The following is a 23,531-nucleotide window of genomic DNA, read 5'->3' as shown; positions in this document are numbered from 1 at the left end:
CTCCTGCCGCGTCGTGTTTCGGCAGAATGCAATGACACGTCTGGCGAAATCAGGCGAGGGGCCGACCGTTTGAGAAAGCTTTCCCGATCGTGATGCCGCCACCGGGCTCCCCCAAACGCGCCGCCCTGCGGCCGCGGATCGCGTCGGCGTGGATGTCGCTCCGGCATCTGCGCACCACGACCCAGATCAGCGAATCGACCCAACGCCTGATCCGCGAGGCCGACGTGGCGGCCCTGCGCCGGGCCGGCATGGCGCGCATGGTGGTGGCGGCGCTTCTCATGCTCACCGTGCTGGCCGTGACCGCGGGCCTCGACATGTCGCCCGCGGCGACCAAGCAGATACGCGCCGCGACGCTGACGCTCACGCTCTTTGGCGCGCTCGGCTGGGCCGGAGCTTGGCTGGCCTCGCGTCGAATCGCGGTCGAGAAACTGCCGGCGGTCATCGCCACCATCGATGCGATGCTGGTCCTGGGCAACCTCGCCTATTCGCATTGGGGCATCGGCCTGGAGGGCGATCTCTTTTCGGCCTTTCCGGTCGTGTGGGTGGTGCCGATCACCATGGCGGCCGCCGCGATCCACTACCAGCCGCGGCTGCAGATCTATGTGGCGGCCGTCTACGTGATCGGGCTGTCGTTCCTGGCTTTCGGCGAACCCCTGATGGGATCGCGGGAGACGGCCACCGATTCCGGCGAGCTCGGCGGGTTCTTCTCGCCGCAAGCCAATCTCGTGCGCGTCATGATGGTGCTGGCCGCCGCGCTGATCCTCATCCTCGTCGCCCGGCAGGGACGCCTGCTGCTGGAACGGGCGGTGCGCGAGACCACCTTGCGCGTCAATCTCACCCGCTACCTGCCGCGCGAGCTTGCGCCGATCCTGTCGGACCGCGCCTTCGACGCCCTGCGCGCCGGAAAGCGGATCACCGCCACGCTCCTGTTCGTCGATATCCGCGATTCGTCGACGCTCGGCGAAAACATGGACCCGACGCGGCTTGCGATCTTCATCGCGTCGTTCCGCCGCCGGGTCATCAGGGCGGCGGCGCTGCATGGCGGCATGATCGACAAGTTTACCGGAGACGGCGCGCTGATTTTGTTTGGCGTACCCGAGGCCCGACCCGATGACGCCGCCCGGGCGCTCGCCTGCGGCCGCACGCTTCTCGACCTCACCGAACGCTGGAACGCCAAGCGCGGGTTCGAGCCCCCGCTTCGCATCGGCATCGGCATTCACACGGGCGAGATGTTCTGCGGCGTGGTGGGGGACGAGGACCGGCTCGAATTCACCGTGCTGGGCGAGGCGGTCAACACCACGGCCCGGATCGAGCAGGCCACCAAGGCGGTCGAATGCGACTGCCTCGTCTCGCTGGATGCGGTGATGGCCGCCGGGGAAGAGGACCTGTGGACCGAGGTCCCGTGCCCTCCCCTTCCCGGCGTCACCCGCAAGATCGTGCTGATGGGGCTAAAGGCGGGCGGGTCGTAGAGGAGGCTTACGCTTCCTTCTTGCTGGCGTCGTAGCGCATCAGCAGCGGCGTCTGCGCCAGCGCGAACACGATGGTGAGCGGCATGATGCCCAGCACCTTGAAGCTCACCCAGAAATCCGTCGTCTGCGTGCGCCACACGATCTCGTTGAGCGCCGCGAGCGCGAAGAAGAACAGCGCCCAGCGGAAGGTGAGCTTGCGCCAGCCCTCGTCGGTGAGTTCGAACACGCTGTCGAGCACGACCTGCAGCAGGTTCCGGCGAAAATAGAGACCGCCCAGCAGCACCACGCCGAACAGCGTGTTGACGATGGTGGGCTTCAGCTTGATGAACACGTCGTTCTGCAGCGCCAGAGTCAGTCCGCCGAACACCAGCACGACGACACCGGACACCATCGGCATGATCGGCAACTTGCCGATCAGCGCATAGCTGATGGCGAGGGCCACCAGCGTCGCGACGATGAACAATCCGGTCGCCGCATAGATGCGCTGGTCGTCCGCGAAGCCGAAGCGATCCGAATAGGCATTGGCGATGAAGAACAGCGCCAGCGGCCCGAGTTCGAGCACCAGCTTGAGGAGCGGCGGAAGGCGTTTGGGTTCGGTCATGCGGGGTCTTTTACAGCAAGTTCGGGGGATGTGGATATGGCCGCGACGGCGCCAGAACAGCGCGGCTTCCCTCCCCCTTGCGGGGAGGGGAAGAGAGCGCGCTCATCCATTCTCCAAACCGGCGATGGCGCGGGCGAAATCGCGAGCCGCGAAGGGCTCCAGATCCTCAACCCCCTCGCCCACGCCGATGAAATGCACGGGCAGGCCGAATTTCGCCGCCAGCGCCACCAGGATGCCGCCGCGCGCCGTGCCGTCGAGCTTGGTCATCACCAGCCCGGTGACCCCGGCGATCTTCTGGAAAAGCTCGACCTGGCTCAACGCGTTCTGGCCGACCGTGGCGTCGAGCACCAGCAGCGTGGCATGGGGCAGGTTCTGGTCGCCCTTCTTCAGCACGCGCACGATCTTCTCGAGCTCCGCCATGAGGCCGGCCTTGTTCTGCAGACGTCCCGCGGTGTCGATGATGAGCACGTCCGACCCCGCGGCCTTCGCCTCCACCAAGGCGTCGAAGGCAAGGCCCGCCGCGTCCGACCCTTGCGCCCGGGCGACGACGGGCGCGCCGACGCGCTCGCCCCAGACCTTCAACTGCTCGATGGCGGCGGCGCGGAAGGTGTCGCCGGCAGCGAGCATCACGCTCAAGCCCTGCTGGCGGAATTTCTGCGACAACTTGCCGATGGTGGTGGTCTTGCCGGCGCCGTTCACGCCCACCATCAGGATCACGTAGGGCTTCGTCGAACGGTCGACCACCAGCGGGACGGCGACGCGCTCGAGGGCCTTTTCGACCTCGCGGGCGAGGATCGCCTTCACCTCCTCGGGGGCGATTTCCTTGTCGTAGCGGCCGGCCGAGACCGCCTCGGTGATGCGAAGCGCAGTGGCGACCCCGAGATCGGCGCGTACCAGCGCGTCCTCCAGCTCCTCCAGCGTGGCGTGGTCGAGCTTGCGCTTGGTGAACAACCCGGTGACGCTCTCCGACAGGGAGGACGAGGTCCGCTTCATGCCGTGGGAGAGCCGCTGCCACCAGCTTTGCGGACCGGCGGCAGGCGGCGTCAGGCCGGGCGGGACCGGCGCGAGGGGTGCGAGGGCCTCTCTCCCCACAGGCTCCTCGATGGGCTGAAGATCGGCCCCCGCGACCTCCGGGGCCACGGGCGGCGCCGCCATCTCCGGCGACAGGGGCGTGGCGACCGGCTCGGGCACCGCCGGATGGGTGACCGCATTGCTGAAATCGAGCCCGGGCTGCCCCGGACCGGGCTCAGTCGGGATCGGTGTCTCGACGACGGACGGCTCGGCCGGTTTCGCCTCGTCGTCGACCGGGCGGCCGAACAGACGCGAGAAAAATCCGGGCTTGTCGGGCTTGCTGTCCGCCATGGGGTGTCGGCGCCTCTTTGGTTGGTGTGCGGGACTTTACTTCGCGAAGAAGCCTCGATAGCCGAGGCCTCATGAATGCGGAAGAGATAGTATCGAGGGTGCTCTATCGCGATGCCCTGATGCTCGTGATCGACAAGCCCGCCGGATTGCCGGTGCATCCGGGGCCCAAGGGCGGTGAGACGCTCACTCACCACCTCGATGCCCTGCGCTACGGTTTGCCGCGCCGCCCGGAGGCCGCCCACCGCCTCGACAAGGATACGTCCGGCTGCCTGATCCTCGGCCGCCACCCGAAAGCGCTGGCGCGGCTGAACGACCTCTTCCGCCAGAATGCCGTCGACAAGGTCTATTGGGCCGTGGTGGAAGGCGGACCGACGGAGAACGAGGGCGAGATCGATTTCGCCCTCGCGCCGAAATCGCCCGATCGCGGCTGGTGGATGAAGGTCGACCCGAAAGGCCAGCCCTCGCTGACCCGCTGGAAGGTGCTGGGGCGAAGCGCCGGTGGACAGACTCTTCTCGAATTGCGGCCCATCACCGGCCGCACCCACCAGCTCCGGGTCCATTGCGCCGCATCGGGCTTTCCGATCCTCGGCGACACGATCTACGGCCATGCGCCGCGTTTCCATGGGCCGGGCCTGCATCTCCACGCCCGCAGCGTGACGGTGCCGCTTTCTCCGAAGAAGCCGGCGATCGTCGTCGAGGCGCCGCTTCCTCCGCATATGCGAGAGCGCGTGGCGGCCGCGGGCGGCGCCTGAATCACTTAGCGGAACCGGCGCACCCGCAGCCTGTTAGCCATGGGCAACATGGAGAATGCCCACATGGCGACGCCGCAAGAACTCGAAGCCAAATTCTGGAAGGCCCTGCGTTCCGACATGACGATGATGCTCGGGATCGACGGCGTGGAGGAAGGTCACACACGGCCGATGACCGCGCAATTCGAGGACGACCGAAGCCCGATCTGGTTCTTCACCTCGAAAGACGGCGAGCTCTACAAGGCGACCCGTGACGACAGCCGCGCGGTGGCAAGCTTCGCCTCCAAAGGGCACGATCTTTTCGCGACGCTGCACGGCCGGCTTTCCGTCGACACGGATCGGGCGAATGTCGACCGCCTGTGGAACCGCTTCGTCGCCGCCTGGTACGAGGGCGGCAAGGACGATCCGAAGCTCGCGCTTTTGCGCCTCGACGCCGAACGGGCCGAGATCTGGCTCGACGAGCACAACCTGGTGGCCGGCGTGAAGATGCTGCTCGGGATCGACCCCAAGAAGGATTACAAAGATAAGGTCGCGGAGGTCAGGCTGGGTTGAGCTTGCGGGCTCTCCTCACGCCGCCAGCAGCTGCTTTCCATCATGGCCCACGATCGTCACCGTCCGCAGGTCGCCCCGCGTGACGGGCGATGAAAACCGGACCGGCGTGAAGGCCTCGGTGCGGCCGAGCTGATTGAGCTCGATCAGCACCTGGCGCTGCCGGCCGATTTCGCCATCGAGATGAGCCTTCAGCGCTACGTCGCCCTTGTGACGCAGACGCCTCGCGCGCTCCTTCACCACGTCGCGGGGGACGGCGGGCATGCGCGCCGCCGGGGTGCCGGGGCGGGGCGAGAACGGGAAGACGTGGAGATGGGTGAGACCGCATTCCTCCACGATGTCGAGGGATCGCGCGAACATCGCGTCGGTTTCGGTCGGAAAACCCGCGATGATGTCGGCGCCGAACACCATGTCGGGCCGAAGCCGCCGCACGCGGTCGCAGAATGCGATCGCCTCGGTGCGCGAATGCCGGCGCTTCATGCGCTTCAGCACCATGTCGTCGCCTGCCTGCAGTGACAGGTGCAGATGCGGCATCAGGCGCGGCTCATTGGCGATGGCGTCGAACAGGTCCTCATCGGCTTCCACCGAATCGATGGACGAGATGCGCAGGCGCTCGAGTTCCGGCACATGGCGCAGCAGGCTCTTGACCAATGCGCCGAGCGTCGGTTCTCCGGCAAGATCGCGGCCATAGCTGGTGATGTCGACGCCGGTCAGCACGACCTCGCGCGATCCGTGGCCGACGAGATTACGCACCTGCTCCACCACCGCGCCCATGGGCACCGAGCGGGAATTGCCGCGTCCGAACGGGATGATGCAGAAAGTGCAACGGTGATCGCAGCCGTTCTGCACCTGCACGAAAGCGCGCGTGTGGCCGCGCATGCCATCGAAGAGATGAAGCGCCGTTTCCTTCACTGCCATGATGTCGTTGACGAGGATCTTTTCGCTCTCGCCGATGCCGAAATCGTGCAGGTTGCGAAACGTCTCGGCCTTCATCTTTTCGTCGTTGCCGATGACCTGAGCTACTTCCGGCATGGCCGCGAAGGTCTGCGCCTCCACCTGCGCGCCGCAGCCGGTGACGACGATCCGCGTGCCGGGCTTTTCGCGGGCGATGCGGCGGATCGACTGGCGTGCCTGGCGGGAGGCTTCCGCCGTCACCGCGCAGGTATTGACGATGACGATGTCGGATAAACCCGCCGCTTCCGCATGACGCTGCATCGCTTCCGATTCGGCGATGTTCAACCGGCATCCGAACGTGACGATGTCGACGCTCATCAGGCGGCGCCCGCGAAGAGCGCCGGCGCGAACACGCCCTCGTGTTCGAGTTCCACCGGCCCGGTCATCAGCACATGGCCGTCCGTCTCGCGCCACGCGATCGTCAGGTCGCCACCCGGCAGCGTGACGATGGCGCCCCGGCCCGTCAGGCCCTTTCGGGCGGCCGCCACGACCGTCGCGCAGGCAGCCGACCCGCAGGCGCGGGTGAGCCCGGCGCCGCGCTCCCACACATGGAGGAGGATGTGCTCCGGCGAGAGAACCTGCGCCAGAGAGATATTGGCGCGCTCGGGGAAGACCGGATCGTTCTCGACGATCGGGCCGATCCGCGACAGGTCGTAGGCGGCCGCGTCCGTGACCCAGAAGATGGCGTGGGGATTGCCCATGCTCACCGCCGAGGGGCCCCGCAGCTCCGGCGCGCCCGGGACGGGATCAACCGCGATTTCCCGGGTGTCCGCGAATGCCCGGGCGAGCGGGATCTCATCGTGGGCGAAACGCGGCTCGCCCATATCCACAGTGAAAACGCGGTCGGCGACCCGGTCGACCGGCAGCAATCCGGCCTTCGTTTCCAGCGCCAGCGCGTCCGAGGCACCGCTTCCCATGACCGGGTCGCTCATCATCGCCCAGGCGACGCAGCGGGTGCCGTTGCCGCAAGCGCCGGATTCCGTGCCGTCGGTGTTGTAGATGCGCATGAAGGCCTGGGTGCCAAGGGTCACGGGGTCGTGCAGCACCATGAGCTGATCGAAATGCGAGCGCGGTTCGGCCGCGATGGCGCGGGCCTCGGCCGCGCTGACGCGCAGGGGCGAGCCGCGCAGGTCCAGCACGGTGATCTCGTTGCCGAGACCGTTCATCTTGAGAAAACGGCAATTCGCGAGGGCGCTCATGGGCCGTATATGGCGCAAAATCCCCATGACCGCGAGGGGGGTCGGTGCTCCCGCGCTCATCGGATCGGGGCGCCGGGGCGAAACCCGCAATTTCGACCCCTTCGCGCCATCGTGCCGGCCTCGCGGATACACAGAAACGCCTCTATGGTGCGTCGCAATGACGTGGTGATTCGTTGAGAGGCCCCGATGCGGCTCCGTTTGAGTGTTTTTTGCCTGCTGGCTGCTCTCAGCCCGGGCCTGTCCCTGGCGCAGACGCCCCCTTCGGGCTCGGTGGACGCGCTCGTTCCCACCATCGCACCCGCGCCGGTGATCCTGCCGGGGCAGGCCGCGCCCGTCCCGCAGGCACAGATTCCGCCCGCCGTGAGCGCACCGGCCGCGCCCGCTCCCTCACCGACCCCGCCTGCGGCAACTGCCCCCACGATTGCCCCGGGCACCCGCACGACGCTCGCGCCCAATCCGGGCGATCCGACCAATGTGGAAGAGGTGACGCTGCCGGGAAAACCCGCCGCGATCATCGCCGGCATCAGCAACTGGGAACAGGCCTTCGACAACCTCAAGGGCGTGTTCGCCCGGATCGAGGCCGAACTCGCGCGCGCAGGCATCACGCCCACGGGCAAGCCGCTGACGGTGTTCGTCCACACCGACGATCAGGGTTTCCGCTACGAGGCGATGATCCCGATCGCCGCCGTGCCGGAGGGCAAGAGCGAGTTGACACCGGAGATCAAGTTCGGCCGGACGCCCGAAGGCAAGGCGTTCCGCTTCGTTCACAAGGACGCGTACGAGGAAATCGACGGCACCTACGAGACGATCACCGCCTATCTGGACGCCAAGGACATCGTCGCCCGCGACGCCTTCATCGAGGAATATGTGTCGGAGATGAAGGACGCGACCGATGCGGATCTCGAAGTGAACATCTACGTCCAGCCGAAGGACTAGGCCCGCCACACCTCACCCGGCCGCAGCGCGAGAAACCGCTGCGGCGGGATGCCGGCGGATTCCATCGCCGCCGCGAGATCCGCCACCGGCTCCTCGATGCCCTCGTCGGTGAGCCGGAACGTGCCCCAGTGATGGCCGAGCGCCTGCCTGGCGCCGACGATGTCGAGAACCCGCACGGCATCGCCCGGATTGATGTGCTGGGGCTCCATGAACCAGCGCGGCTCATAGGCTCCGATGGGCAGATGCGCCACGAGCGGCGCGCCGAAGCGCTCGCGCATGTCCGCGAAGATGCGGCCGTCGCCGAAGCCGGTATCGCCCACATGGTAGATCGTGCCGCTGGGCGTCGTGAGCGCGAACGCGCACCACAGGGCCATGCGCCGGTCGCCGAGCCCGCGCGCGGACCAGTGATAAGCCGGCAGCAGATGCGCCGAGATCCCGTGGCCCAGATCCACCGCCTCCCCCCAATCCCGCGTCTCGACCGCGATGTCGGGATGCCGCGCCTTGACGATCGTATCGTTGCCGAGCGGCGCCACGATGTGGGGACGGTCGCGCCGCCACAGGCGATCGAGCGCCGCGAGGTCCAGGTGATCGTAATGGTTGTGCGTGAGCAGCACCGTGTGGATCACGGGCAGATCCGCGAAGGCGATTCCGGGCGGGTTGACGCGCTTCGGGCCGGTAAAGCCGAACGGGCTTGCGCGGTCGGCGAAGACGGGATCGATCAGGATATTGCGGTCCGCCACCTGAACGAGAAACGACGCATGGCCGATGAGGGCGGTGCGCAGGCCCGCGAACGTCGCCGGAGGCTTGTCGGCGAACGGGCTCGGAAAGCTTTCGGGCCACGCCTTCCTGCCGCCCGCGAATCGCCATCGCAGCAGGTCGGCGAGTTTCTTGTCCCTCGGCTGGGCGGGAAGATGGAAGCGCAACCCGTCGAAATGGTCGCTGACCGGGCCGCCGTAATAGGCTTTCGGGCGCACGAGGCCTTGCAGGGCCAGAAGTCTTCGGGACAGGCGGCGGCTCATTGGTCTTCTTCTTTCGACAGCTCGAGAAGCGTGGCGATCGCGGTTCGGGTCCGCAAGGGGTTCCGCGGCGTTTTGGCCCGTGCCGCGATCTTCGACTTTCTGGTTACATGGTCACGCTTCCGCCCCCGACGGGTGCTTGTTAACCTAGGGGTAAGCGCACTGGGCGGATGCTCTGCCTGTCGGGCCCGCCCGCCATCGCCCTTTGCCGAGGCTTGAACCCATGAGCGACCTCCTCGTCAGCATCCGCCGCGCCAAGACCGAGGATTCGGCCGGCTTGTCACGGGTGTTCGAGGCCGCATGGCGGGAAGCCTATCTGGGAGTGATTCCAGGGGTGGCGCTGGAAAAGCTGATCGCCCGGCGCGGCCCCGATTGGTGGCGTTCGACCATCGGACGCGGGCGGCCGCTCGCCGTCCTCGACGTGGGCCAGGGCATTGCGGGCTACGTGTCGTATGGCCGCTGCCGCGACCGCCGCCTCGCAGCCGAGGGGGAGATCGACGAGCTCTACCTCGCGCCCGAATACCAAGGTGTCGGCTATGGCCGCCGGCTCTTCAAGGCGGTCCGCAACGATCTTCACGACCGGGCCCTGAAACGCATCGGCATCTGGGCCCTGTCCGACAACGAGCGCGCGCGGCTGTTCTACGAGAGCCTGGGCGGCCGCCGGGTCGCCGAGGTGGAGGAGCGGATCGGCGGCGTGACCCTTGCCAAGACCGGCTATCTCTTCGCGTAGGCCCGGTTTTGCCGGTTCGCGCTCAATTTCGCCGACCCGACTTGTTGCCCGGCGTCACTGCGGTTAGTGAAGCGCACGAATTGTCTTTTGCCTTCGAAGTGGATTCTCCATGCGCCTTGACGCGATTTCAATCGGACAGAACCCGCCGGACGACGTGAACGTCATCATCGAGGTCCCCCTCGGCGGCGAGCCCATCAAATACGAGATGGACAAGGATTCGGGCGCGCTCTTCGTGGATCGCTTCCTCTACACCGCCATGCGCTACCCCGGGAATTACGGCTTCATTCCCCACACGCTGTCCGGCGACGGCGACCCTTGCGACGTGCTGGTGGCCAATACCCGCGCCATCATTCCGGGTGCCGTGATGAACGTGCGGCCCGTCGGCGTGCTGGTGATGGAGGACAATGCGGGGGAGGACGAAAAGATCATCGCGGTCCCGTCGGCCCATCTCACCCAGCGCTACGACCGGGTGCAGACCTATACCGACCTGCCGGAGATCACACTCAAGCAGATCGAGCATTTCTTCCAGCATTACAAGGACCTGGAGCCCGGCAAGTGGGTCAAAATCCTGCGCTGGGGCGACGCCGAGGACGCCCGCCGCCTGATCCGCGAAGGCATCGAGCGGGCCGCGAAGGCGAAATAGGCGAGCCCGAAGGCCGGGATCACCCGGCCTTCCGCGCCCCTTGGCGCAGGTCGAGCTCCCAGTTCTGACCCACCAGATCCTTGCCGAACGAATGGTGGTTCTCCTGGGCCACCAACCGAAAGCCCGCCTCTTCGTAGATGCGGCGGGCGGAGGCCAGGATGTCGTTGGTCCAGAGCGTCAGGGTCCGGTAGTTCCTAGCCCTGGCATAATGGATGCACTCGTCCACGAGCCGACGGCCGATGCCGAGTCCCCGGGCCGCCGGCTCCACATAGAGCAGGCGAAGCTTGGCGACCTCATCCGATTGCCGGACGAGGAAGATGCTGCCGACGATCTCTCCCTCGCGCTCGGCGATCCAGCAGCCTTCCCGCTTCGGGTCGAAGGTCTTGACGAAGGCGGCGGCGATTTCCGCCACCAGCGCCTCGAAGGTGTCGTCCCAGCCGAATTCTTCCGCATAGAGCATGCCCTGTCGGCGGATGATCCAGCCGATATCGCCGACCCGCAGCGGTCGCAGGATGTAGGGAATACCGGGCTCGCCTGTGCCCCCGAGCAGCTGCTCGACAATCGCCATCGCGGAGACGAGCCGATCACGTCGCGGCTTGGGCAGATCCGCGAGGATATTGCCCGCTTGCAATTCGGAGGCGCGGTTCAGCGGCGCGAAAGCCTCCCGGCCTGCCGCCGTCATCACGAGCACGGCCTGCCGCCCGTCGCCGGCCGCGGGTGCGCGCTCCACCAACCCGCGAGATTCGAAACGCTTGAGAATACGGCTGAGATAACCCGGGTCGAGGCCAAGCTCCCGGCCGAGCTCGGCTGCCGTCAGACCCTCGCGATGGGCGAGTTCATACAGGACCCGGCTCTCCGTGAGGGAAAACGGACTCGTCAGGAGGCCTTCGGGAAGCAGCCCGAGCTGGCGGGTATAGAAGCGGCCGAAGCGACGGATCGCGGCAATCTGCTCGGCGGTTGGCTGTTCTGACATGTCTCACCTCTTGGGCGAACATCGTCAACAAGTTACTTGACTGAGTCAAGTAACTACAGCCCCTCCCCTTTCAAAAGCCGTGGCGGTTCGCGGCCGGTGAGGCCGGCGGCCTCGCTGATGAAGAACCGTTTCAAAGCCGGCATCCTGTCCACGAGGCCGAGGCCGAGGTCGCGGATGAGGCGGACGGGCAGCAGGTCGTTGGAAAACAGGCGGTTGAGGCCGTCCGTCACGAGACCCATGGCGGTGATGTCGGTGCGGCGCGCGCGCTCGTAGGCGTCGAGAACCTCCGGAGAGCCGGGGTCCTGGCCGAGGCGGATGCCATCGACGATGGCCTCGCCCAACGCGGCGGCGTCGTGAAGGCCGAGATTGAGGCCCTGCCCGGCAATCGGGTGGATCACGTGGGCGGCATCGCCCAGCAGCGCGAGGCGATCCGCCACGAAGGAGCGCGCGACGCCAAAGGAGAGCGGATAGGCGTGGGGCTTGGTCTCGAACGCGATATGTCCGAGCTGCAGGCCGAAGCGGCGCTCGAGTTCCGCCAAAAGGTCCTCGGCCTCGGATGCGAGCAGGCCCGGCACATTGTCGGTCCGCTCGGTCCAGACGATGGACGAACGGTGTTTCATCGTGCCGTCGCTCTGCGCTTCCGGCTTCAGTGGCAGGATCGCGAAGGGCCCGGAGGGGAGGAAATGCTCGACCGCCCGGCCGCCGTGATCCCGTTCGTGCACGATGGTGGCAACGATGCCGGACTGGCGATAGGGCCAGGAAATCCAGCCGATACCGGCCTGCTCGCGCAGACGCGAGCGCCCCCCATCGGCCGCCACCAGCAGAGCTGCCGACAGAACGTCGCCCTCCGACAGTTTGACCTCCGTGTGAAGCGCGTCGGTGCGGAAGCTCTCGACCCCCTCTGGGCGGAGATTGACGCCAGACGCCCGGCAGGCCTCGACCAACGCGCCCGTGAGATCGCCTGCCGTGACCATGTGGGCGAAGGGCTCGCCGTCGCCGACCTCGCCGTCGAAGGTGAGAAAGGCGGGTCGGACGGGATCCTGCAGGCGGCTGTCGGTGATGACCATATCGAGGATGGGCTGCGCCCGATCCGCGACCTTGTCCCAGATTCCGAGCGCCGCGAGCATCCGTCGCGCCGCGGCCGCGATCGCGAAGGCGCGCTTGTCCCCATGCGGATCGCGTCTGAGCGCCGGGTCGCACATGACCACGTCGAGGCTATCGCCCAGGGCCTGCTTCAGCGCGAGCGACAGGGACAGCCCCGCGAGGCCCCCGCCGGCGATGACGATGCGCCACGCTGCGGCGCTGGAAGGCTCGGAGCTCATGACATCCTCCCGGTCGATGCAAGTGCCTGAACCGCGATAGGCTTGCGCCCGTTCCCTGTCGAGCCCTTTGTGTCGCGACGACAGGCGGGCCGTTCCGAGACTTGACCTCGGCGGCGCCCTCTCCGATGGATGAGGCTCCACAAAGGAACACGCAAAGATGCCCAGCGCCGTGGCGAACCTGCTTTCCATCCTCGATCTGGAACAGCTCGAGCTCAACCTCTTTCGCGGCCAGAGCCCGAAGGTCGGTTGGCAGAGGGTTTTCGGCGGACAGGTGATCGGGCAGGCGCTGGTGGCGGCGAGCCGCACGGTGGAGGGACGCCAGCCGCATTCCCTGCACGGCTATTTCATGCTGCCGGGCGACCCCAAGATCCCGATCATCTACGAGGTCGACCGCATCCGCGACGGGCGCAGCTTCACCACAAGGCGGGTGGTGGGCATTCAGCACGGGCATGCGATCTTCTCCATGTCGGCGTCGTTCCAGGTGGAGGAGGAGGGATTCTCGCATCAATCCACGATTCCGGACGTGCCGGGGCCCGACACCCTGCCGAGCGAGGAGGAGATGCAGGGCGAGATCATCGCCGCCATGCCCGAGCCGATGCGCACCTATTACGAGCGCGAGCGGCCGATCGAGATGCGGCCGGTCGAGATCCAGCGCTACATGTCGAAGGACCCGATGCCGCCGATCTTCCGCGTGTGGATCCGGGCCACCGGCCCTCTGCCGGACGATCCGGCGATTCATCAGGCGGTCCTCGCCTACGCGTCCGACATGACGCTCCTCGACACCTCGCTGATGCCTCACGGCCACACGGTGTTCGACAAGACCATCCAGGCCGCGAGCCTCGACCACGCGCTCTGGTTCCATCGGCCCTTCCGCGCTGACGAGTGGCTGCTCTATGCGCAGGACACGCCCAATGCCTCCGGCGCGCGGGGCTTTTCCCGCGGCTCGATCTACAAGCAGGACGGCACCCTCGTGGCCTCCGTCGCCCAGGAGGGCTTGGTCCGCGATCGGGGCTGAGGACATGCCTTTTTTTTAGGCACATTGGTCAAAAGCTGCCGTTTTGGACTTGCCTGTTTGGTAGGCAACCCCGTGTCGATGCCGGATTCCAAGGTTTGGCACCCTTCTTGCTTTAACCCTGCCTGAGATCCCGCCGCGACGGCAGGATTCATCGGGAAACCGCTTGTCGAACCGGAACCGGGTCGGCAGCGCCACAAGGGGGGCAGCAACCCATGAAAATCGTGATGGCGGTCATCAAGCCGTTCAAGCTGGACGAGGTGCGCGATGCGCTCACCGCGCTCGGCGTCCACGGCCTGACGGTGACCGAAGTGAAAGGCTACGGGCGACAGAAGGGGCATACGGAAATCTATCGCGGCGCCGAATACGCCGTCAGCTTCCTGCCGAAGCTCAAGATCGAGGTGGCGGTGGCGAGCGAACTGGTTCCCAGCGTGATCGACGCGATCATCGCCTCCGCCCGCACCGGGCAGATCGGCGACGGCAAGATCTTCGTCCTGTCGCTGGAAAAGGCGGTTCGCATCCGGACCGGCGAGACCGACACCGATGCGCTCTGAACCCGCCCTCCGCGATTTCCCCTCTTCCCTCCACCGGAGTTTCAATCCGATGAATCGTCGACTTTTCGCAACCCTTCTCGGAGGGGCCGGTCTGGGTCTGATGGCCTTCGACCCGGCGCTCGCGCAGGATGCAGCGCCCACCATCAACAAGGGCGACACCGCCTGGATGCTGATCTCCACCGTGCTCGTCATCCTGATGACGATTCCCGGCCTGGCGCTGTTCTATGGCGGCCTCGTGCGCACCAAGAACATGCTGTCGCTGCTGACCCAGGTCTTCGCGGTGTTCAGCCTCGTTGCCATCCTGTGGGTGTTCTACGGCTATTCGCTGGCCTTCACCTCCGGTCCCGGCAGCCTCGGGGCGATCATCGGCGGCTTCTCGAAAGCGTTCCTCGCCGGCGTCACCAACGAGACCACCGCCGACACCTTCACCAAGGGTGTGGCGATTCCCGAAATGTCGTTCCTCGCCTTCCAGCTCACTTTCGCGGCGATCACCCCGGCGCTCATCGTCGGCGCCTTCGCGGAGCGCATGAAGTTTTCCGCCATCATGCTGTTCACCGGCCTGTGGCTGACCTTCGTGTACCTGCCGATCGCCCACATGGTGTGGTTCTCGGAAGGCTATCTGTTCGGCCTCGGCGCCCTCGATTTCGCGGGCGGCACGGTGGTGCACATCAATTCGGGCGTCGCGGGTCTCGTGGGCGCATTGCTGGTCGGCAAGCGCATCGGCTACGGCCGCGACCTCCTGGCGCCGCATTCGCTGACGCTGACCTTCGTCGGCGCCTGCCTGCTCTGGGTCGGCTGGTTCGGCTTCAATGCGGGCTCGAACCTTGAAGCCACCGGCGGCGCGGCGCTGGCGCTGCTCAACACCATCGTGGCGCCGGCAGCGGCGGGCCTCGCCTGGATGACGGCGGAAGCCTTCTCGAAGGGAAAGCCCTCGCTCCTGGGCATCGCGTCGGGCGCGGTGGCGGGTCTCGTGGCGATCACGCCGGCGGCAGGGCTTGCCGGACCGATGGGCTCCATCGTGCTGGGCCTCGTGGCGGGCGTGGTGTGCTTCTATGCGGTGACGGGGGTCAAGAATGCGCTCGGCTATGACGACGCGCTGGACGTGTTCGGCATCCACGGCGTCGGCGGCATCATCGGCGCCATCGGCACAGGCATCGTGGCGGCGCCCGCGCTCGGCGGTTACGGCGTCGGCGAATATTCGATCGGCGGCCAGCTCGTCACGCAGATCATCGCCGTCGTGGTGACCATCCTGTGGACCGGGATCGGCTCGCTGGTCCTCTACAAGATCGTCGACATGGTGGTGGGCCTGCGCGTCACCCCGGAAGCCGAGCGCGAGGGCCTCGATCTCGCGGAGCACGGCGAGCGCGCTTACAATTACTGATCATAAGACGAAGCCATCCAGAGGCTCGAACGACGAAGCCCCCCGGCTCACCGGCCGGGGGCTTTTCGCGTTACAGCTCCAGCGTCACCGTGACGGGGACGTGGTCGGACGGACGTTCCCAGCCCCGCGTCTCGCGGGTGACGTCCATGGCGCGAAGGCTGGGGGCGAGATCGCCCGACACCCAGATATGGTCGAGCCTGCGCCCCTTGTTGGCGGCGGCCCAATCGGGCGAGCGATAGCTCCACCACGAATAGATCTTCTCGGGCTCGGGGCGCAGATGCCGCATGGCGTCGATCCAGCCCGCCTCCTGGCGCAGCAATTCGAGGGACGAGGTCTCGACCGGCGTGTGGCTGACCACGTCGAGTAATTGCTTGTGGCTCCAGACGTCGTTCTCCAACGGCGCCACGTTGAGATCGCCGACCAGGATCGCCGGCGCGCCGGTGGGGTTCGAACGGGAGCCCCAGGCGCGGATCTCGTCCATGAACTGCAGCTTGTGCCTGAACTTCTCGTTCAGGTCGGGATTGGGGATGTCGCCGCCGGCCGGCACATAGAAATTGTGTATCGTGATCCCCGACGCAGCCCTGGCCTCGGTCAGCGTCACGGTGATGTGGCGGGCATCCGCCCGGCCGCACATCTCCATCACGCTGGTGGCCCGGAACGGATAGCGCGACAGGATCGCGACGCCGTTATAGCCCTTCTGGCCTATATGGACGACGAACGGATAGCCGAAGCTTTGCAGCACTTTCAGCGGAAACACATCGTTCGGACACTTGGTTTCCTGAAGGCACAGGACATCGGGCCGGTTCTGGCCGAGAAAGCGGCCGACCTGCTCGATGCGCAGGCGGACGGAGTTGATGTTCCAGGTCGAGACGGTGAGTTTCACGGGAGATCCTGTCGGCGGCGCGGGGCTACCGGCTACGACAGTTCGGCGCGCGAGGGAAGCGCCAGCGTCTTCTTCCCTTCCCCTTGCGGGGAGGACACAAAGCCCGCCCTATCGGCTGCTGCCGATCGTGGGGGCGTTGGGAATGCGGAACAGCGCCTGGTCCAGGGGCTTGCCGCGATCGATCTTGTTGAGCGTCAGCACGGTCTGGAAACCCTGCGGGTCGACGATCCGCCATTGCGTGAGGGTTTTCACCTCGGGATCGAAATACAGCGTGATGCGGGACGTGCCGCCGAGGGTGGACTTGTCCTCGAGATTGAGGCGCACGGAATTCGCCTCGTTGGAAATTCCCGTAATGGCGATATCGCCGCCGAGATTGACCTTTTCGCGCAGCAGGAACTTCAGCGGCGTCTGCTGGATGAAGTACATGTCCTGAGTCAGAAGCTTCTTGTCGCGCACCGCCACCGACGTGCCGTCGGCGATGACCTCCAGCGTCGCGGGCGGATCGAACTCGAACCGGAGCTTGCCGGGACGCTGCAGATACAGCGTTCCGCCAAGGCGGCGTCCGTCGCCGCCGACTTGCGTGAAATCGGCCGTCAGCGTCGAAATCCCGGTGAAATAGGCGTTCGCGCGGTCGACGATCTCGCGGTTGGAGAGCTGCTGGACCTTGGCGATCGCCACCGGTCCGGCGGCGGCGGTCACGATGGGTTTGGGCGCGATCTCGACCGGCCCGTTCTGTCGGCCCTCGGACCACTCGGCCTGTTTGGGGATCGGCACCGGCTTGAGCGAGGCCTCGCGCACGGGCCGCGGCGGCAGCGGCGCCAAGGCCGGCTGCGCCTCCTCCATCTCCCGGATCATCGCGGCTTCGAGAGCGCTTTCCGAAACCTCCACCGGCTCAGGAGCCCGCGCGGCGGCGGGTCGGAACCTGGCGGTGGGAAGGGGCGCGGCCGAGAGGTTGAAGCCCTCGGCGATGGACGCGATGGTGGCGGGTGCGAGGGCGGTCTTGGGCGGCTGGAAAAGATCGGTCGGCGCGCCTTGAGCCCCAGCCGCGGACGTGGCCGCGCCCGCCAGGGCGAGGATGGTCGTGACGGTGGCGAGGCTCGACAGGCGCGTTTTCAAGAGGCTCTCCGGCAAACTCGGAAGGGTTGTGGGATCGGCGGCACTCTACCGCCTCATGTGGCTAATCGATGACCCCACGCCAAGGTTCCGAGGCGATCTGAATCGTCACGGGCCTGCAAGTCCGGCTTCATTCGTCGGAATCCGCCACTTCGATGAGAATCTCGCGCTTCCCCGCATGGTTGGCGGCCCCCACGATGCCCTCCTTCTCCATCCGCTCCATCAGCGAGGCGGCGCGGTTGTAGCCGATCTGCAGGCGGCGCTGGATGTAGGAGGTCGAGGCCTTCTTGTCCCGCAGGATCACGGCGATCGCCTGATCGTAGAGATCGCCGGACGGGGCGCCGAAATCGCCCTGGTCGAACACCGCCGGATCCGCGCCGCCCTCGTCCTCTTCGGTCGTCACCGCGTCGAGATATTGCGGACGGGCCTGTCGCTTGAGATGCGCCACGACCTTCTCGACTTCCTCGTCGGAGCAGAACGGCCCGTGCACGCGGGTGATGCGCCCGCCGCCCGCCATGTAGAGCATGTCGCCCTGGCCGAGCAGCTGCTCGGCGCCCATCTCGCCGAGGATGGTGCGGCTGTCGATCTTCGAGGTCACCTGGAAYGAGATGCGGGTGGGGAAATTCGCCTTGATGGTGCCGGTGATCACGTCGACGGAGGGACGTTGGGTSGCCAGCACCACATGGATGCCGGCGGCGCGGGCCATCTGGGCGAGACGCTGGATCGCGCCCTCGATCTCCTTGCCGGCGACCATCATCAGGTCGGCCATCTCGTCGACGATGACCACGATATAGGGCAGCGGCTCGAGATCCATGATCTCGTCCTCGTAGACCGCCTGTCCGGTTTCCTTCTCGAAGCCGGTCTGCACCGTGCGGGTGATGACCTCGCCCTTGGCCTTGGCCTCCGAGACGCGCACGTTGAAGCCGTCGATGCTGCGCACGCCGAGCTTCGACATCTTCTTGTAGCGATCCTCCATCTCGCGCACCGCCCATTTGAGCGCCACCACGGCCTTTTTCGGGTCGGTGACGACCGGCGTCAGCAGGTGCGGGATGCCGTCATAGACCGACAATTCGAGCATCTTCGGATCGACCATGATGAGGCGGCATTCTTCCGGCTTCAGCCGGTAGAGCAGCGACAAGATCATGGTGTTGATGGCGACCGACTTGCCCGAGCCGGTGGTGCCGGCGACGAGCAGGTGCGGCATGCGCGCGAGATCGGCGATCACCGGTTCGCCGCCGATCGTCTTGCCGAGGCAGAGCGCCAGCTTCTGCTTGGTGTTCTCGAAATCCTGGCTCGCCAGCAACTCGCGCAGGAAGACGGTTTCGCGCTTGTGGTTCGGCAGCTCGATGCCGATGGCGTTGCGGCCCTGCACCACGGCGACGCGCGCCGAGATCGCGCTCATCGAGCGGGCGATGTCGTCCGCGAGCGAAATCACCCGCGAGGATTTGGTGCCCGGCGCCGGTTCGAGCTCGTAGAGCGTCACGACCGGACCCGGCCGCACGTTGATGATCTCGCCCTTGACGCCGAAATCCTCCAGCGTGCCCTCCAGAAGGGCGGCGTTCTGCTCCAGCGCGTCGGCCGACACGATGGGGCCCTGCTGCTTCTTCGGCTCGGCGAGCAGCGTCAGGGCGGGAAGCTGGTAGAGGCCCTCGTCGAGGAGCGAAGGCTGCGCCTCGCGCGCCATGCGCTTGCCGGGCTTCGGGGCGACCGGCAGCGGCGCCACCCGCGCGGCGGGCTGGTCGGGACGACCCTGGCCCTGCCGCGGCGGCACGCTTTCCATGTTGTCCCACGGCTCGTCGTCCTCGTCGTGGAACGGGGCCGCGTCCGGCGCCGGCCGCGCGCGGGGTGCCCCGGCATCGAGACACGGTTCCCGTCGCGCGAAGCCCGCATCGCCGCGACTGGCCGGAATGTCGGCGAAATCGTCCGGATCCCCGCCTCGCCGGGCTTCGGCGAATCGGCGCGCGGCGCCGCGCAGGCTCATGATTCCGTGCGCCAGAGCGCCCAGCGAAACGATACCCCAGCCCGGTTCGTCCGGCGTCAGGTCGTCGGCCTCGTCCCAATCGGCGATCTGCTTGGCCTTTCGCTGGGGGGCCAGATTGTCATCGAATTCCTCCGTCACATCGCGATGGGGCTCGTCCGACAGGCCAAGCCCGCAGGCGGCGCTCAGGCTGAGGATGGCGATGACGGCGAAGACGATGCCCAGAGCGGCGCCCGCCGAGCCGCTCGCCATGCCGGTGATGGCCCGCGCGCCGGCCAGAACCGCATCCCCGACGACGCCGCCGAGACCGCTCGGCAGGGGCCAGCGGTCGGTGGCCGGCATCGCGCTTGCAAGCGCGGTCGCGGCGCCCGCGCCGATGACCCACAGGGCCAGACGCAATTGGCGGCGGCCGAGTTCGCCGGACTTCATCAGCCGCCAGCCCCAGACCGCGAGCGGCAGCAGGGCCGCGACGGAGCCGAGCCCCAGGATCTGCATGGCGAGATCCGCCACGATGGCGCCCGGCCAGCCGAGGAGATTGCGGACGGGCGAATCGGTGGCGTTGTTGAGGCTGGGATCGTCCACCGACCACGTCGCCAGCGAGGCCGCCACGAGGCCCGCGATCGCCAGCAGCGCCAGCCCGATCAGCTCCTGGGCGCGGCGGGCCACGAAAGCCCGCAGGCCGCTGGCAAGACCTTCATAGGATGAGGAGGAACGGCGGGCGGTGCGCATGGAAGGACCAGACGGAATCGAGAATTCTGACCTCCAGCCTAGCCGCGCCGGGTTAAGGGTCCTTTAACCCTAAGAGCCATGCGTGGATATTGACGGGGACGCCGCTTCCGGACCATGGTCCGGCCCATGTCGGGCAGAGCCACCACGAGCGGTTGGAAGCGCACCCTCCTTGCGGCGTTGCTCGCCTATGCGCTGGTGGCACAAGGCGGCCTTCTGGCGCTCGCCGGCGCGATGCACCTAGGAGCGGCGGAACTGCCACCGGCGGTTCTGTGCATCAAGGCGGATGACGGCGGATCGCCGCACCAGCCGGGCCAGACGGACCATGCCGCCGACCATAAAATGTGCTGCATCGCCGGTTGTTCGTCGCCCGCCGGCGCGGCAGGACCGTTGCCGGTCGCAGCATCGCTGACAGATCGTGTTTCCGCCGCGATGGAGTTGGGGGCGGCCCTGGCATCCGCCGATCGCGTCATCGCCCCCGCGCTCCCCCCGGTCGGTTCGCGCGCGCCGCCGCGCCTCGGTTGAGTCCTCGATCTTTCGTTTCCCGATCAATCGACAAAGCCGGACTGCCATCATGAAATCATCCTTCGCCTCCGGCGCGCTCGTCGCGGCCGGGTTTTTCGCCCTGTCGCTGCCTGCTTTCGCCCATGTGTCGTTCGATGCCGCCGAGGCGCGGCAGAACGCCACCTACAAGGCAGTTCTGCGGATCCCCCATGGCTGCGCCGGAGAGCCGACGCTGAAGGTCAGCGTGCGCATCCCGGAGGGCGTCATCGACGTCAAGCCGATGCCGAAGGCCGGCTGGACCCTGGAGACCACGAAGGCCGCCTTTGCAAAACCCGTCATGCTGCACGGAAAGCCCGTCGCCGAGGGTGTGAGCCAGATCGTCTGGTCGGGTGCGCTCGCGGATGCGCATTTCGACGAGTTCGTCTTCCTGGCCCGGATCACCGACGCGGTGGCTGCCGGCTCCGACCTCGCCTTCCCGGTGGAACAGACCTGTGCCGGCGGCACCGAGGCCTGGACCGAGATCGCCGCGCCCGGGCAGGACGCTCACGCGCTGAAAAACCCCGCCCCGACCGTGAAGGTCGTGGCTGCCGCCTCCGCGCCGAAATCCTTCGCGGCGGGAACCATGACCGTCGAGCAGCCCTGGTCCCGGGCGACGCCCGCCGGCGCGAAGGTCGGCGGCGGTTATCTGCGCGTCACCAATGCGGGCAAGGACTCGGATCGCCTCGTCGGCGGCACCTTCCCCCTCGCGGCGAAAGTCGAGCTGCATGAGATGTCCATGGCCGACAACGTGATGCGCATGAAGCAGGTGACCGGGGGCCTCGAGATCAAGCCCGGGGAGAGCGTGGAATTGCGGCCGGGCGGATACCACCTGATGTTCCTGGACCTGCGCGAGGGACTGAAGGACGGCCAATCGATCAAGGGCACGCTGATGTTCGAGAAGGCGGGCGCCGTCGAGGTCGAGTATCAGGTCCGCGCGATGGCGGGGGCGGGTGGCCCGGCCGCCCAGCCCCATCACTGACCGGCAGGAGTCGACAATGAAACTAAACCGATCCCTGCTGCTGCCGTTGAGCGTGTTCCTCGTCGCCGCGCTCACCCTGCTGGGCACGCTTCTCTACGTGATGCCGGAGCCGAAAAGCGGCGCCGCGCGCGTACCCATCGGCGGTCCGTTCGAACTCACCGATCAGACCGGCAAACGGCTGTCCAGCGAGAGCCTGAAGGGCAAGCCGAGCGCGGTGTTCTTCGGTTTCACCCATTGCCCGGAAGTCTGCCCGACGACACTGTTCGATCTCACGCAAGATCTGCAAGCGATGGGCGCGGATGCGGAAAAACTCAACGTGGTGTTCATCACCGTCGATCCGGAACGCGACACGCCGGAACTGATGAAAACCTACCTGTCATCCTTCGATCCGCGGATCGTCGGCCTGACCGGAAGCGAGGCGGAGATCACCGCGGTCGCCAAGGAATACAAGGTCTATTTCAAGAAGGTGGCGACCGATTCCGGCTACACGATGGACCACACCGCCACGATCTTCCTGATGGACCGCAAGGGGGACTTCTTCGGTTCGTCGAATTTCCAGGAGGCTGAGCAGGTCCGCCGTGACAAGCTGAAACGGCTGGTGCGGGAGGGGTAAGGCGCTAGGCGTTCCCGTCGATCGCCATGAGCTTGCGGCGGACCTCTTCGAGACCCCGGGTGAGCGTCGACAATTCCTCCGCCATCGCGGCCTGCATGGCGGCGGCGGCGGTGGGGAATTCCTCGAGGACCCGGCGCATGAGGCTCGGCGAGACGCGCAACACCGTAGAGGGCTCGCGGGCCGTGGCGGTGGCCGGGCGCTCGATGCGGGTGAAGAGGGCCGAGCGGCCGATCACCGCGCCGGGCGCCGCGATGAAGGTGGCGGGCGAGCCGTCATCCTGCGCGTCGAGGGCGATGGCGCCCCGGGTCACCACATAGCCGCCGTCGGATTTGTCACCCTTGCGGAACAGCATGTCGCCGGCGCGCAGCTGCCGGCTTTCCGCCGCGAAGGCGACAAGCCGCAGCGCATCCCGGTCGAGAAGGCTGAAGAGCGGTGCGGCGGACAGGATCGCGATGTCGTCGTCGAGAGCCATCTTATGGGATCAGCTTGTAACCGCCGGGTTCCGTCACAAGAATGGTCGCCTTGGAAGGATCGGATTCGATTTTCTGACGCAGGCGGTAGATATGCGTCTCGAGCGTGTGCGTGGTCACATTCGAATTGTAGCCCCACACCTCGGCGAGCAGGGTTTCGCGCCCCACGACGTTCTGACCCGCCCGGTAGAGATAGCGCAGGATCGCCGTCTCCTTCTCGGTCAGCTTCAGCTTGGAACCCTTGTCGTTGGTGAGCAGCTTCGAGCCGGGACGGAACGTGTACGGACCGATCTGGAAGACCGCGTCCTCGCTCGCCTCGTATTGGCGCAGCTGGGCGCGGATGCGGGCAAGCAGCACCGCGAACTTGAAGGGCTTCACCACGTAATCGTTGGCGCCCGCCTCCAGCCCCATGACGGTGTCGCTTTCGGAGCTCTGGCCGGTGAGCATGATGATCGGGCTGCGGAAACCGTCCCGGCGCATCTGCTTGACGGCGTCCCGTCCGTCCATGTCGGGCAGGCCCACATCCATGATGGCGAGATCGATCCGGTCGCCCTTGATGGCCTGCATGGCGCCCGAGGCCGTGCCGGCGGTGGTGATCTGAAATTCCTCGTAAAGTCCGAGCTGTTCGACGAGCGTGTCGCGCAGGTCCTGATCGTCGTCCACGACGAGGAGGCGGCTGGCATTCGACATCTCAGGCCTTTCGAGAGAAATTGACGCGCGCGTTCATGCGTCCGGGACCGATAGACTAGTCTTTCCCGGCTTGACAACAAGGGGAT

24 protein-coding genes are annotated in these 23,531 nt (G+C 66.7%); 12 read left to right on the top strand and 12 right to left on the bottom strand.

Features of this window, described 5'->3' with window-relative positions:
* Positions 1 to 92 precede the first annotated feature (92 nt).
* Positions 93 to 1,469 carry an adenylate/guanylate cyclase domain-containing protein gene (locus AC1DVM_RS00325; RefSeq protein ID WP_477251347.1) on the top strand — a complete coding sequence of 459 codons (1,377 nt, stop codon included), beginning with the start codon at positions 93 to 95 and terminating at the stop codon, positions 1,467 to 1,469.
* A 7-nt stretch (positions 1,470 to 1,476) separates the two neighbouring features.
* Here the strand turns inward: AC1DVM_RS00325 and AC1DVM_RS00320 are convergent, their stop codons facing one another.
* Positions 1,477 to 2,070: a septation protein A gene (locus AC1DVM_RS00320; protein WP_477250992.1), complete on the bottom strand. Its 594-nt coding sequence runs from the start codon at positions 2,068 to 2,070 to the stop codon at positions 1,477 to 1,479.
* A gap of 102 nt (positions 2,071 to 2,172) precedes the next feature.
* Entirely contained in the window at positions 2,173 to 3,432 is a 1,260-nt protein-coding gene (ftsY, locus tag AC1DVM_RS00315) for a signal recognition particle-docking protein FtsY (RefSeq protein WP_477250991.1), read from the bottom strand.
* A gap of 71 nt (positions 3,433 to 3,503) precedes the next feature.
* Here ftsY and AC1DVM_RS00310 point away from each other — a divergent pair, with 71 nt between their 5' ends.
* Entirely contained in the window at positions 3,504 to 4,184 is a 681-nt protein-coding gene (locus AC1DVM_RS00310) for an RluA family pseudouridine synthase (RefSeq protein WP_477250989.1), read from the top strand.
* 63 nt (positions 4,185 to 4,247) lie between these two features.
* The gene (locus tag AC1DVM_RS00305; RefSeq protein ID WP_477250988.1) at positions 4,248 to 4,733 is read left to right on the top strand and encodes a pyridoxamine 5'-phosphate oxidase family protein; all 486 of its coding nucleotides are present in this window, start codon (positions 4,248 to 4,250) and stop codon (positions 4,731 to 4,733) included.
* Between the two features lie 15 nt (positions 4,734 to 4,748).
* On the opposite strand, the gene mtaB is transcribed toward AC1DVM_RS00305, so the two are convergent.
* Together mtaB and dapF are read right to left on the bottom strand one after the other, a co-directional pair.
* Positions 4,749 to 6,002 carry a tRNA (N(6)-L-threonylcarbamoyladenosine(37)-C(2))-methylthiotransferase MtaB gene (gene mtaB / locus AC1DVM_RS00300; RefSeq protein WP_477250987.1) on the bottom strand — a complete coding sequence of 418 codons (1,254 nt, stop codon included), beginning with the start codon at positions 6,000 to 6,002 and terminating at the stop codon, positions 4,749 to 4,751.
* Positions 6,002 to 6,883 carry a diaminopimelate epimerase gene (gene dapF / locus AC1DVM_RS00295; protein WP_477250986.1) on the bottom strand — a complete coding sequence of 294 codons (882 nt, stop codon included), beginning with the start codon at positions 6,881 to 6,883 and terminating at the stop codon, positions 6,002 to 6,004. Before dapF ends, mtaB begins: the two co-directional genes overlap by 1 nt.
* A gap of 186 nt (positions 6,884 to 7,069) precedes the next feature.
* Here dapF and AC1DVM_RS00290 point away from each other — a divergent pair, with 186 nt between their 5' ends.
* Entirely contained in the window at positions 7,070 to 7,819 is a 750-nt protein-coding gene (locus tag AC1DVM_RS00290) for a GyrI-like domain-containing protein (protein ID WP_477250984.1), read from the top strand.
* Here AC1DVM_RS00290 and AC1DVM_RS00285 read toward each other — a convergent pair.
* Entirely contained in the window at positions 7,816 to 8,838 is a 1,023-nt protein-coding gene (locus tag AC1DVM_RS00285) for an MBL fold metallo-hydrolase (protein WP_477250982.1), read from the bottom strand. The genes AC1DVM_RS00290 and AC1DVM_RS00285 overlap by 4 nt on opposite strands.
* A gap of 220 nt (positions 8,839 to 9,058) precedes the next feature.
* Here AC1DVM_RS00285 and AC1DVM_RS00280 point away from each other — a divergent pair, with 220 nt between their 5' ends.
* Positions 9,059 to 9,565, top strand: coding sequence for an N-acetyltransferase family protein (locus tag AC1DVM_RS00280; RefSeq protein WP_477250981.1), 507 nt, complete (start codon positions 9,059 to 9,061; stop codon positions 9,563 to 9,565).
* A 109-nt stretch (positions 9,566 to 9,674) separates the two neighbouring features.
* Complete coding sequence (ppa, locus tag AC1DVM_RS00275; RefSeq protein WP_477250979.1) at positions 9,675 to 10,208, top strand: inorganic diphosphatase; 534 nt, start codon at positions 9,675 to 9,677, stop codon at positions 10,206 to 10,208.
* A gap of 19 nt (positions 10,209 to 10,227) precedes the next feature.
* On the opposite strand, the gene AC1DVM_RS00270 is transcribed toward ppa, so the two are convergent.
* Both AC1DVM_RS00270 and AC1DVM_RS00265 read right to left on the bottom strand, forming a co-directional pair.
* The gene (locus AC1DVM_RS00270) at positions 10,228 to 11,181 is read right to left on the bottom strand and encodes a bifunctional helix-turn-helix transcriptional regulator/GNAT family N-acetyltransferase (RefSeq protein ID WP_477250977.1); all 954 of its coding nucleotides are present in this window, start codon (positions 11,179 to 11,181) and stop codon (positions 10,228 to 10,230) included.
* Positions 11,182 to 11,234: 53 nt separating this feature from the next.
* Positions 11,235 to 12,503 (bottom strand): ubiquinone biosynthesis hydroxylase, encoded by a 1,269-nt coding sequence (locus AC1DVM_RS00265; RefSeq protein ID WP_477250975.1) that lies wholly within the window; start codon positions 12,501 to 12,503, stop codon positions 11,235 to 11,237.
* Positions 12,504 to 12,660: 157 nt separating this feature from the next.
* On the opposite strand from AC1DVM_RS00265, the gene tesB reads away from it, so the two are divergent.
* From tesB to AC1DVM_RS00250, 3 genes are all read left to right on the top strand, one after another.
* Positions 12,661 to 13,518 carry an acyl-CoA thioesterase II gene (gene tesB / locus AC1DVM_RS00260; RefSeq protein ID WP_477250973.1) on the top strand — a complete coding sequence of 286 codons (858 nt, stop codon included), beginning with the start codon at positions 12,661 to 12,663 and terminating at the stop codon, positions 13,516 to 13,518.
* Positions 13,519 to 13,730: 212 nt separating this feature from the next.
* Positions 13,731 to 14,069 (top strand): P-II family nitrogen regulator, encoded by a 339-nt coding sequence (locus AC1DVM_RS00255; RefSeq protein ID WP_477250971.1) that lies wholly within the window; start codon positions 13,731 to 13,733, stop codon positions 14,067 to 14,069.
* 49 nt (positions 14,070 to 14,118) lie between these two features.
* On the top strand, positions 14,119 to 15,450 hold the full coding sequence (locus AC1DVM_RS00250; RefSeq protein WP_477250970.1) for an ammonium transporter: 1,332 nt from the start codon (positions 14,119 to 14,121) through the stop codon (positions 15,448 to 15,450).
* A gap of 70 nt (positions 15,451 to 15,520) precedes the next feature.
* Here AC1DVM_RS00250 and xth read toward each other — a convergent pair whose 3' ends face one another.
* The 3 genes from xth to AC1DVM_RS00235 form a co-directional block, all read right to left on the bottom strand.
* Positions 15,521 to 16,333, bottom strand: a complete 813-nt coding sequence (gene xth / locus AC1DVM_RS00245; RefSeq protein WP_477250968.1) for an exodeoxyribonuclease III — start codon at positions 16,331 to 16,333, stop codon at positions 15,521 to 15,523.
* A 108-nt stretch (positions 16,334 to 16,441) separates the two neighbouring features.
* Entirely contained in the window at positions 16,442 to 17,449 is a 1,008-nt protein-coding gene (locus AC1DVM_RS00240; RefSeq protein ID WP_477250966.1) for an outer-membrane lipoprotein carrier protein LolA, read from the bottom strand.
* A gap of 127 nt (positions 17,450 to 17,576) precedes the next feature.
* The gene (locus tag AC1DVM_RS00235; protein WP_477250964.1) at positions 17,577 to 20,153 is read right to left on the bottom strand and encodes a DNA translocase FtsK; all 2,577 of its coding nucleotides are present in this window, start codon (positions 20,151 to 20,153) and stop codon (positions 17,577 to 17,579) included.
* Positions 20,154 to 20,279: 126 nt separating this feature from the next.
* On the opposite strand from AC1DVM_RS00235, the gene AC1DVM_RS00230 reads away from it, so the two are divergent.
* From AC1DVM_RS00230 to AC1DVM_RS00220, 3 genes are read left to right on the top strand one after another with little or no spacing between them, the layout of a single operon-like run.
* Complete coding sequence (locus AC1DVM_RS00230) at positions 20,280 to 20,675, top strand: hypothetical protein (RefSeq protein WP_477250963.1); 396 nt, start codon at positions 20,280 to 20,282, stop codon at positions 20,673 to 20,675.
* Positions 20,676 to 20,724: 49 nt separating this feature from the next.
* Positions 20,725 to 21,672, top strand: coding sequence for a DUF1775 domain-containing protein (locus AC1DVM_RS00225; RefSeq protein ID WP_477250961.1), 948 nt, complete (start codon positions 20,725 to 20,727; stop codon positions 21,670 to 21,672).
* A 16-nt stretch (positions 21,673 to 21,688) separates the two neighbouring features.
* Complete coding sequence (locus AC1DVM_RS00220) at positions 21,689 to 22,285, top strand: SCO family protein (RefSeq protein ID WP_477250960.1); 597 nt, start codon at positions 21,689 to 21,691, stop codon at positions 22,283 to 22,285.
* Between the two features lie 4 nt (positions 22,286 to 22,289).
* Here the strand turns inward: AC1DVM_RS00220 and AC1DVM_RS00215 are convergent, their stop codons facing one another.
* Both AC1DVM_RS00215 and AC1DVM_RS00210 read right to left on the bottom strand, forming a co-directional pair.
* Positions 22,290 to 22,757, bottom strand: coding sequence for a cyclic nucleotide-binding domain-containing protein (locus AC1DVM_RS00215; protein ID WP_477250958.1), 468 nt, complete (start codon positions 22,755 to 22,757; stop codon positions 22,290 to 22,292).
* Position 22,758: 1 nt separating this feature from the next.
* Positions 22,759 to 23,445 carry a response regulator transcription factor gene (locus AC1DVM_RS00210; RefSeq protein ID WP_477250956.1) on the bottom strand — a complete coding sequence of 229 codons (687 nt, stop codon included), beginning with the start codon at positions 23,443 to 23,445 and terminating at the stop codon, positions 22,759 to 22,761.
* Positions 23,446 to 23,531 lie beyond the last annotated feature (86 nt).

It is taken from the genome of Microvirga sp. P4_A5, from assembly GCF_056402495.1.
Note: the sequence above shows the minus strand (reverse complement) of the source record. Positions and strands in the feature narration are given on the sequence as shown.

Coding starts and splice junctions, on each gene's coding strand:
- AC1DVM_RS00325 (WP_477251347.1), top strand. CDS start 93: ATGCCGCCACCGGGCTCCCCCAAACGCGCCGCCCTGCGGCCGCGGATC.
- AC1DVM_RS00320 (WP_477250992.1), bottom strand. CDS start 2,070: ATGACCGAACCCAAACGCCTTCCGCCGCTCCTCAAGCTGGTGCTCGAA.
- ftsY (WP_477250991.1), bottom strand. CDS start 3,432: ATGGCGGACAGCAAGCCCGACAAGCCCGGATTTTTCTCGCGTCTGTTC.
- AC1DVM_RS00310 (WP_477250989.1), top strand. CDS start 3,504: ATGAATGCGGAAGAGATAGTATCGAGGGTGCTCTATCGCGATGCCCTG.
- AC1DVM_RS00305 (WP_477250988.1), top strand. CDS start 4,248: ATGGCGACGCCGCAAGAACTCGAAGCCAAATTCTGGAAGGCCCTGCGT.
- mtaB (WP_477250987.1), bottom strand. CDS start 6,002: ATGAGCGTCGACATCGTCACGTTCGGATGCCGGTTGAACATCGCCGAA.
- dapF (WP_477250986.1), bottom strand. CDS start 6,883: ATGAGCGCCCTCGCGAATTGCCGTTTTCTCAAGATGAACGGTCTCGGC.
- AC1DVM_RS00290 (WP_477250984.1), top strand. CDS start 7,070: ATGCGGCTCCGTTTGAGTGTTTTTTGCCTGCTGGCTGCTCTCAGCCCG.
- AC1DVM_RS00285 (WP_477250982.1), bottom strand. CDS start 8,838: ATGAGCCGCCGCCTGTCCCGAAGACTTCTGGCCCTGCAAGGCCTCGTG.
- AC1DVM_RS00280 (WP_477250981.1), top strand. CDS start 9,059: ATGAGCGACCTCCTCGTCAGCATCCGCCGCGCCAAGACCGAGGATTCG.
- ppa (WP_477250979.1), top strand. CDS start 9,675: ATGCGCCTTGACGCGATTTCAATCGGACAGAACCCGCCGGACGACGTG.
- AC1DVM_RS00270 (WP_477250977.1), bottom strand. CDS start 11,181: ATGTCAGAACAGCCAACCGCCGAGCAGATTGCCGCGATCCGTCGCTTC.
- AC1DVM_RS00265 (WP_477250975.1), bottom strand. CDS start 12,503: ATGAGCTCCGAGCCTTCCAGCGCCGCAGCGTGGCGCATCGTCATCGCC.
- tesB (WP_477250973.1), top strand. CDS start 12,661: ATGCCCAGCGCCGTGGCGAACCTGCTTTCCATCCTCGATCTGGAACAG.
- AC1DVM_RS00255 (WP_477250971.1), top strand. CDS start 13,731: ATGAAAATCGTGATGGCGGTCATCAAGCCGTTCAAGCTGGACGAGGTG.
- AC1DVM_RS00250 (WP_477250970.1), top strand. CDS start 14,119: ATGAATCGTCGACTTTTCGCAACCCTTCTCGGAGGGGCCGGTCTGGGT.
- AC1DVM_RS00230 (WP_477250963.1), top strand. CDS start 20,280: ATGTCGGGCAGAGCCACCACGAGCGGTTGGAAGCGCACCCTCCTTGCG.
- AC1DVM_RS00225 (WP_477250961.1), top strand. CDS start 20,725: ATGAAATCATCCTTCGCCTCCGGCGCGCTCGTCGCGGCCGGGTTTTTC.
- AC1DVM_RS00220 (WP_477250960.1), top strand. CDS start 21,689: ATGAAACTAAACCGATCCCTGCTGCTGCCGTTGAGCGTGTTCCTCGTC.
- AC1DVM_RS00215 (WP_477250958.1), bottom strand. CDS start 22,757: ATGGCTCTCGACGACGACATCGCGATCCTGTCCGCCGCACCGCTCTTC.
- AC1DVM_RS00210 (WP_477250956.1), bottom strand. CDS start 23,445: ATGTCGAATGCCAGCCGCCTCCTCGTCGTGGACGACGATCAGGACCTG.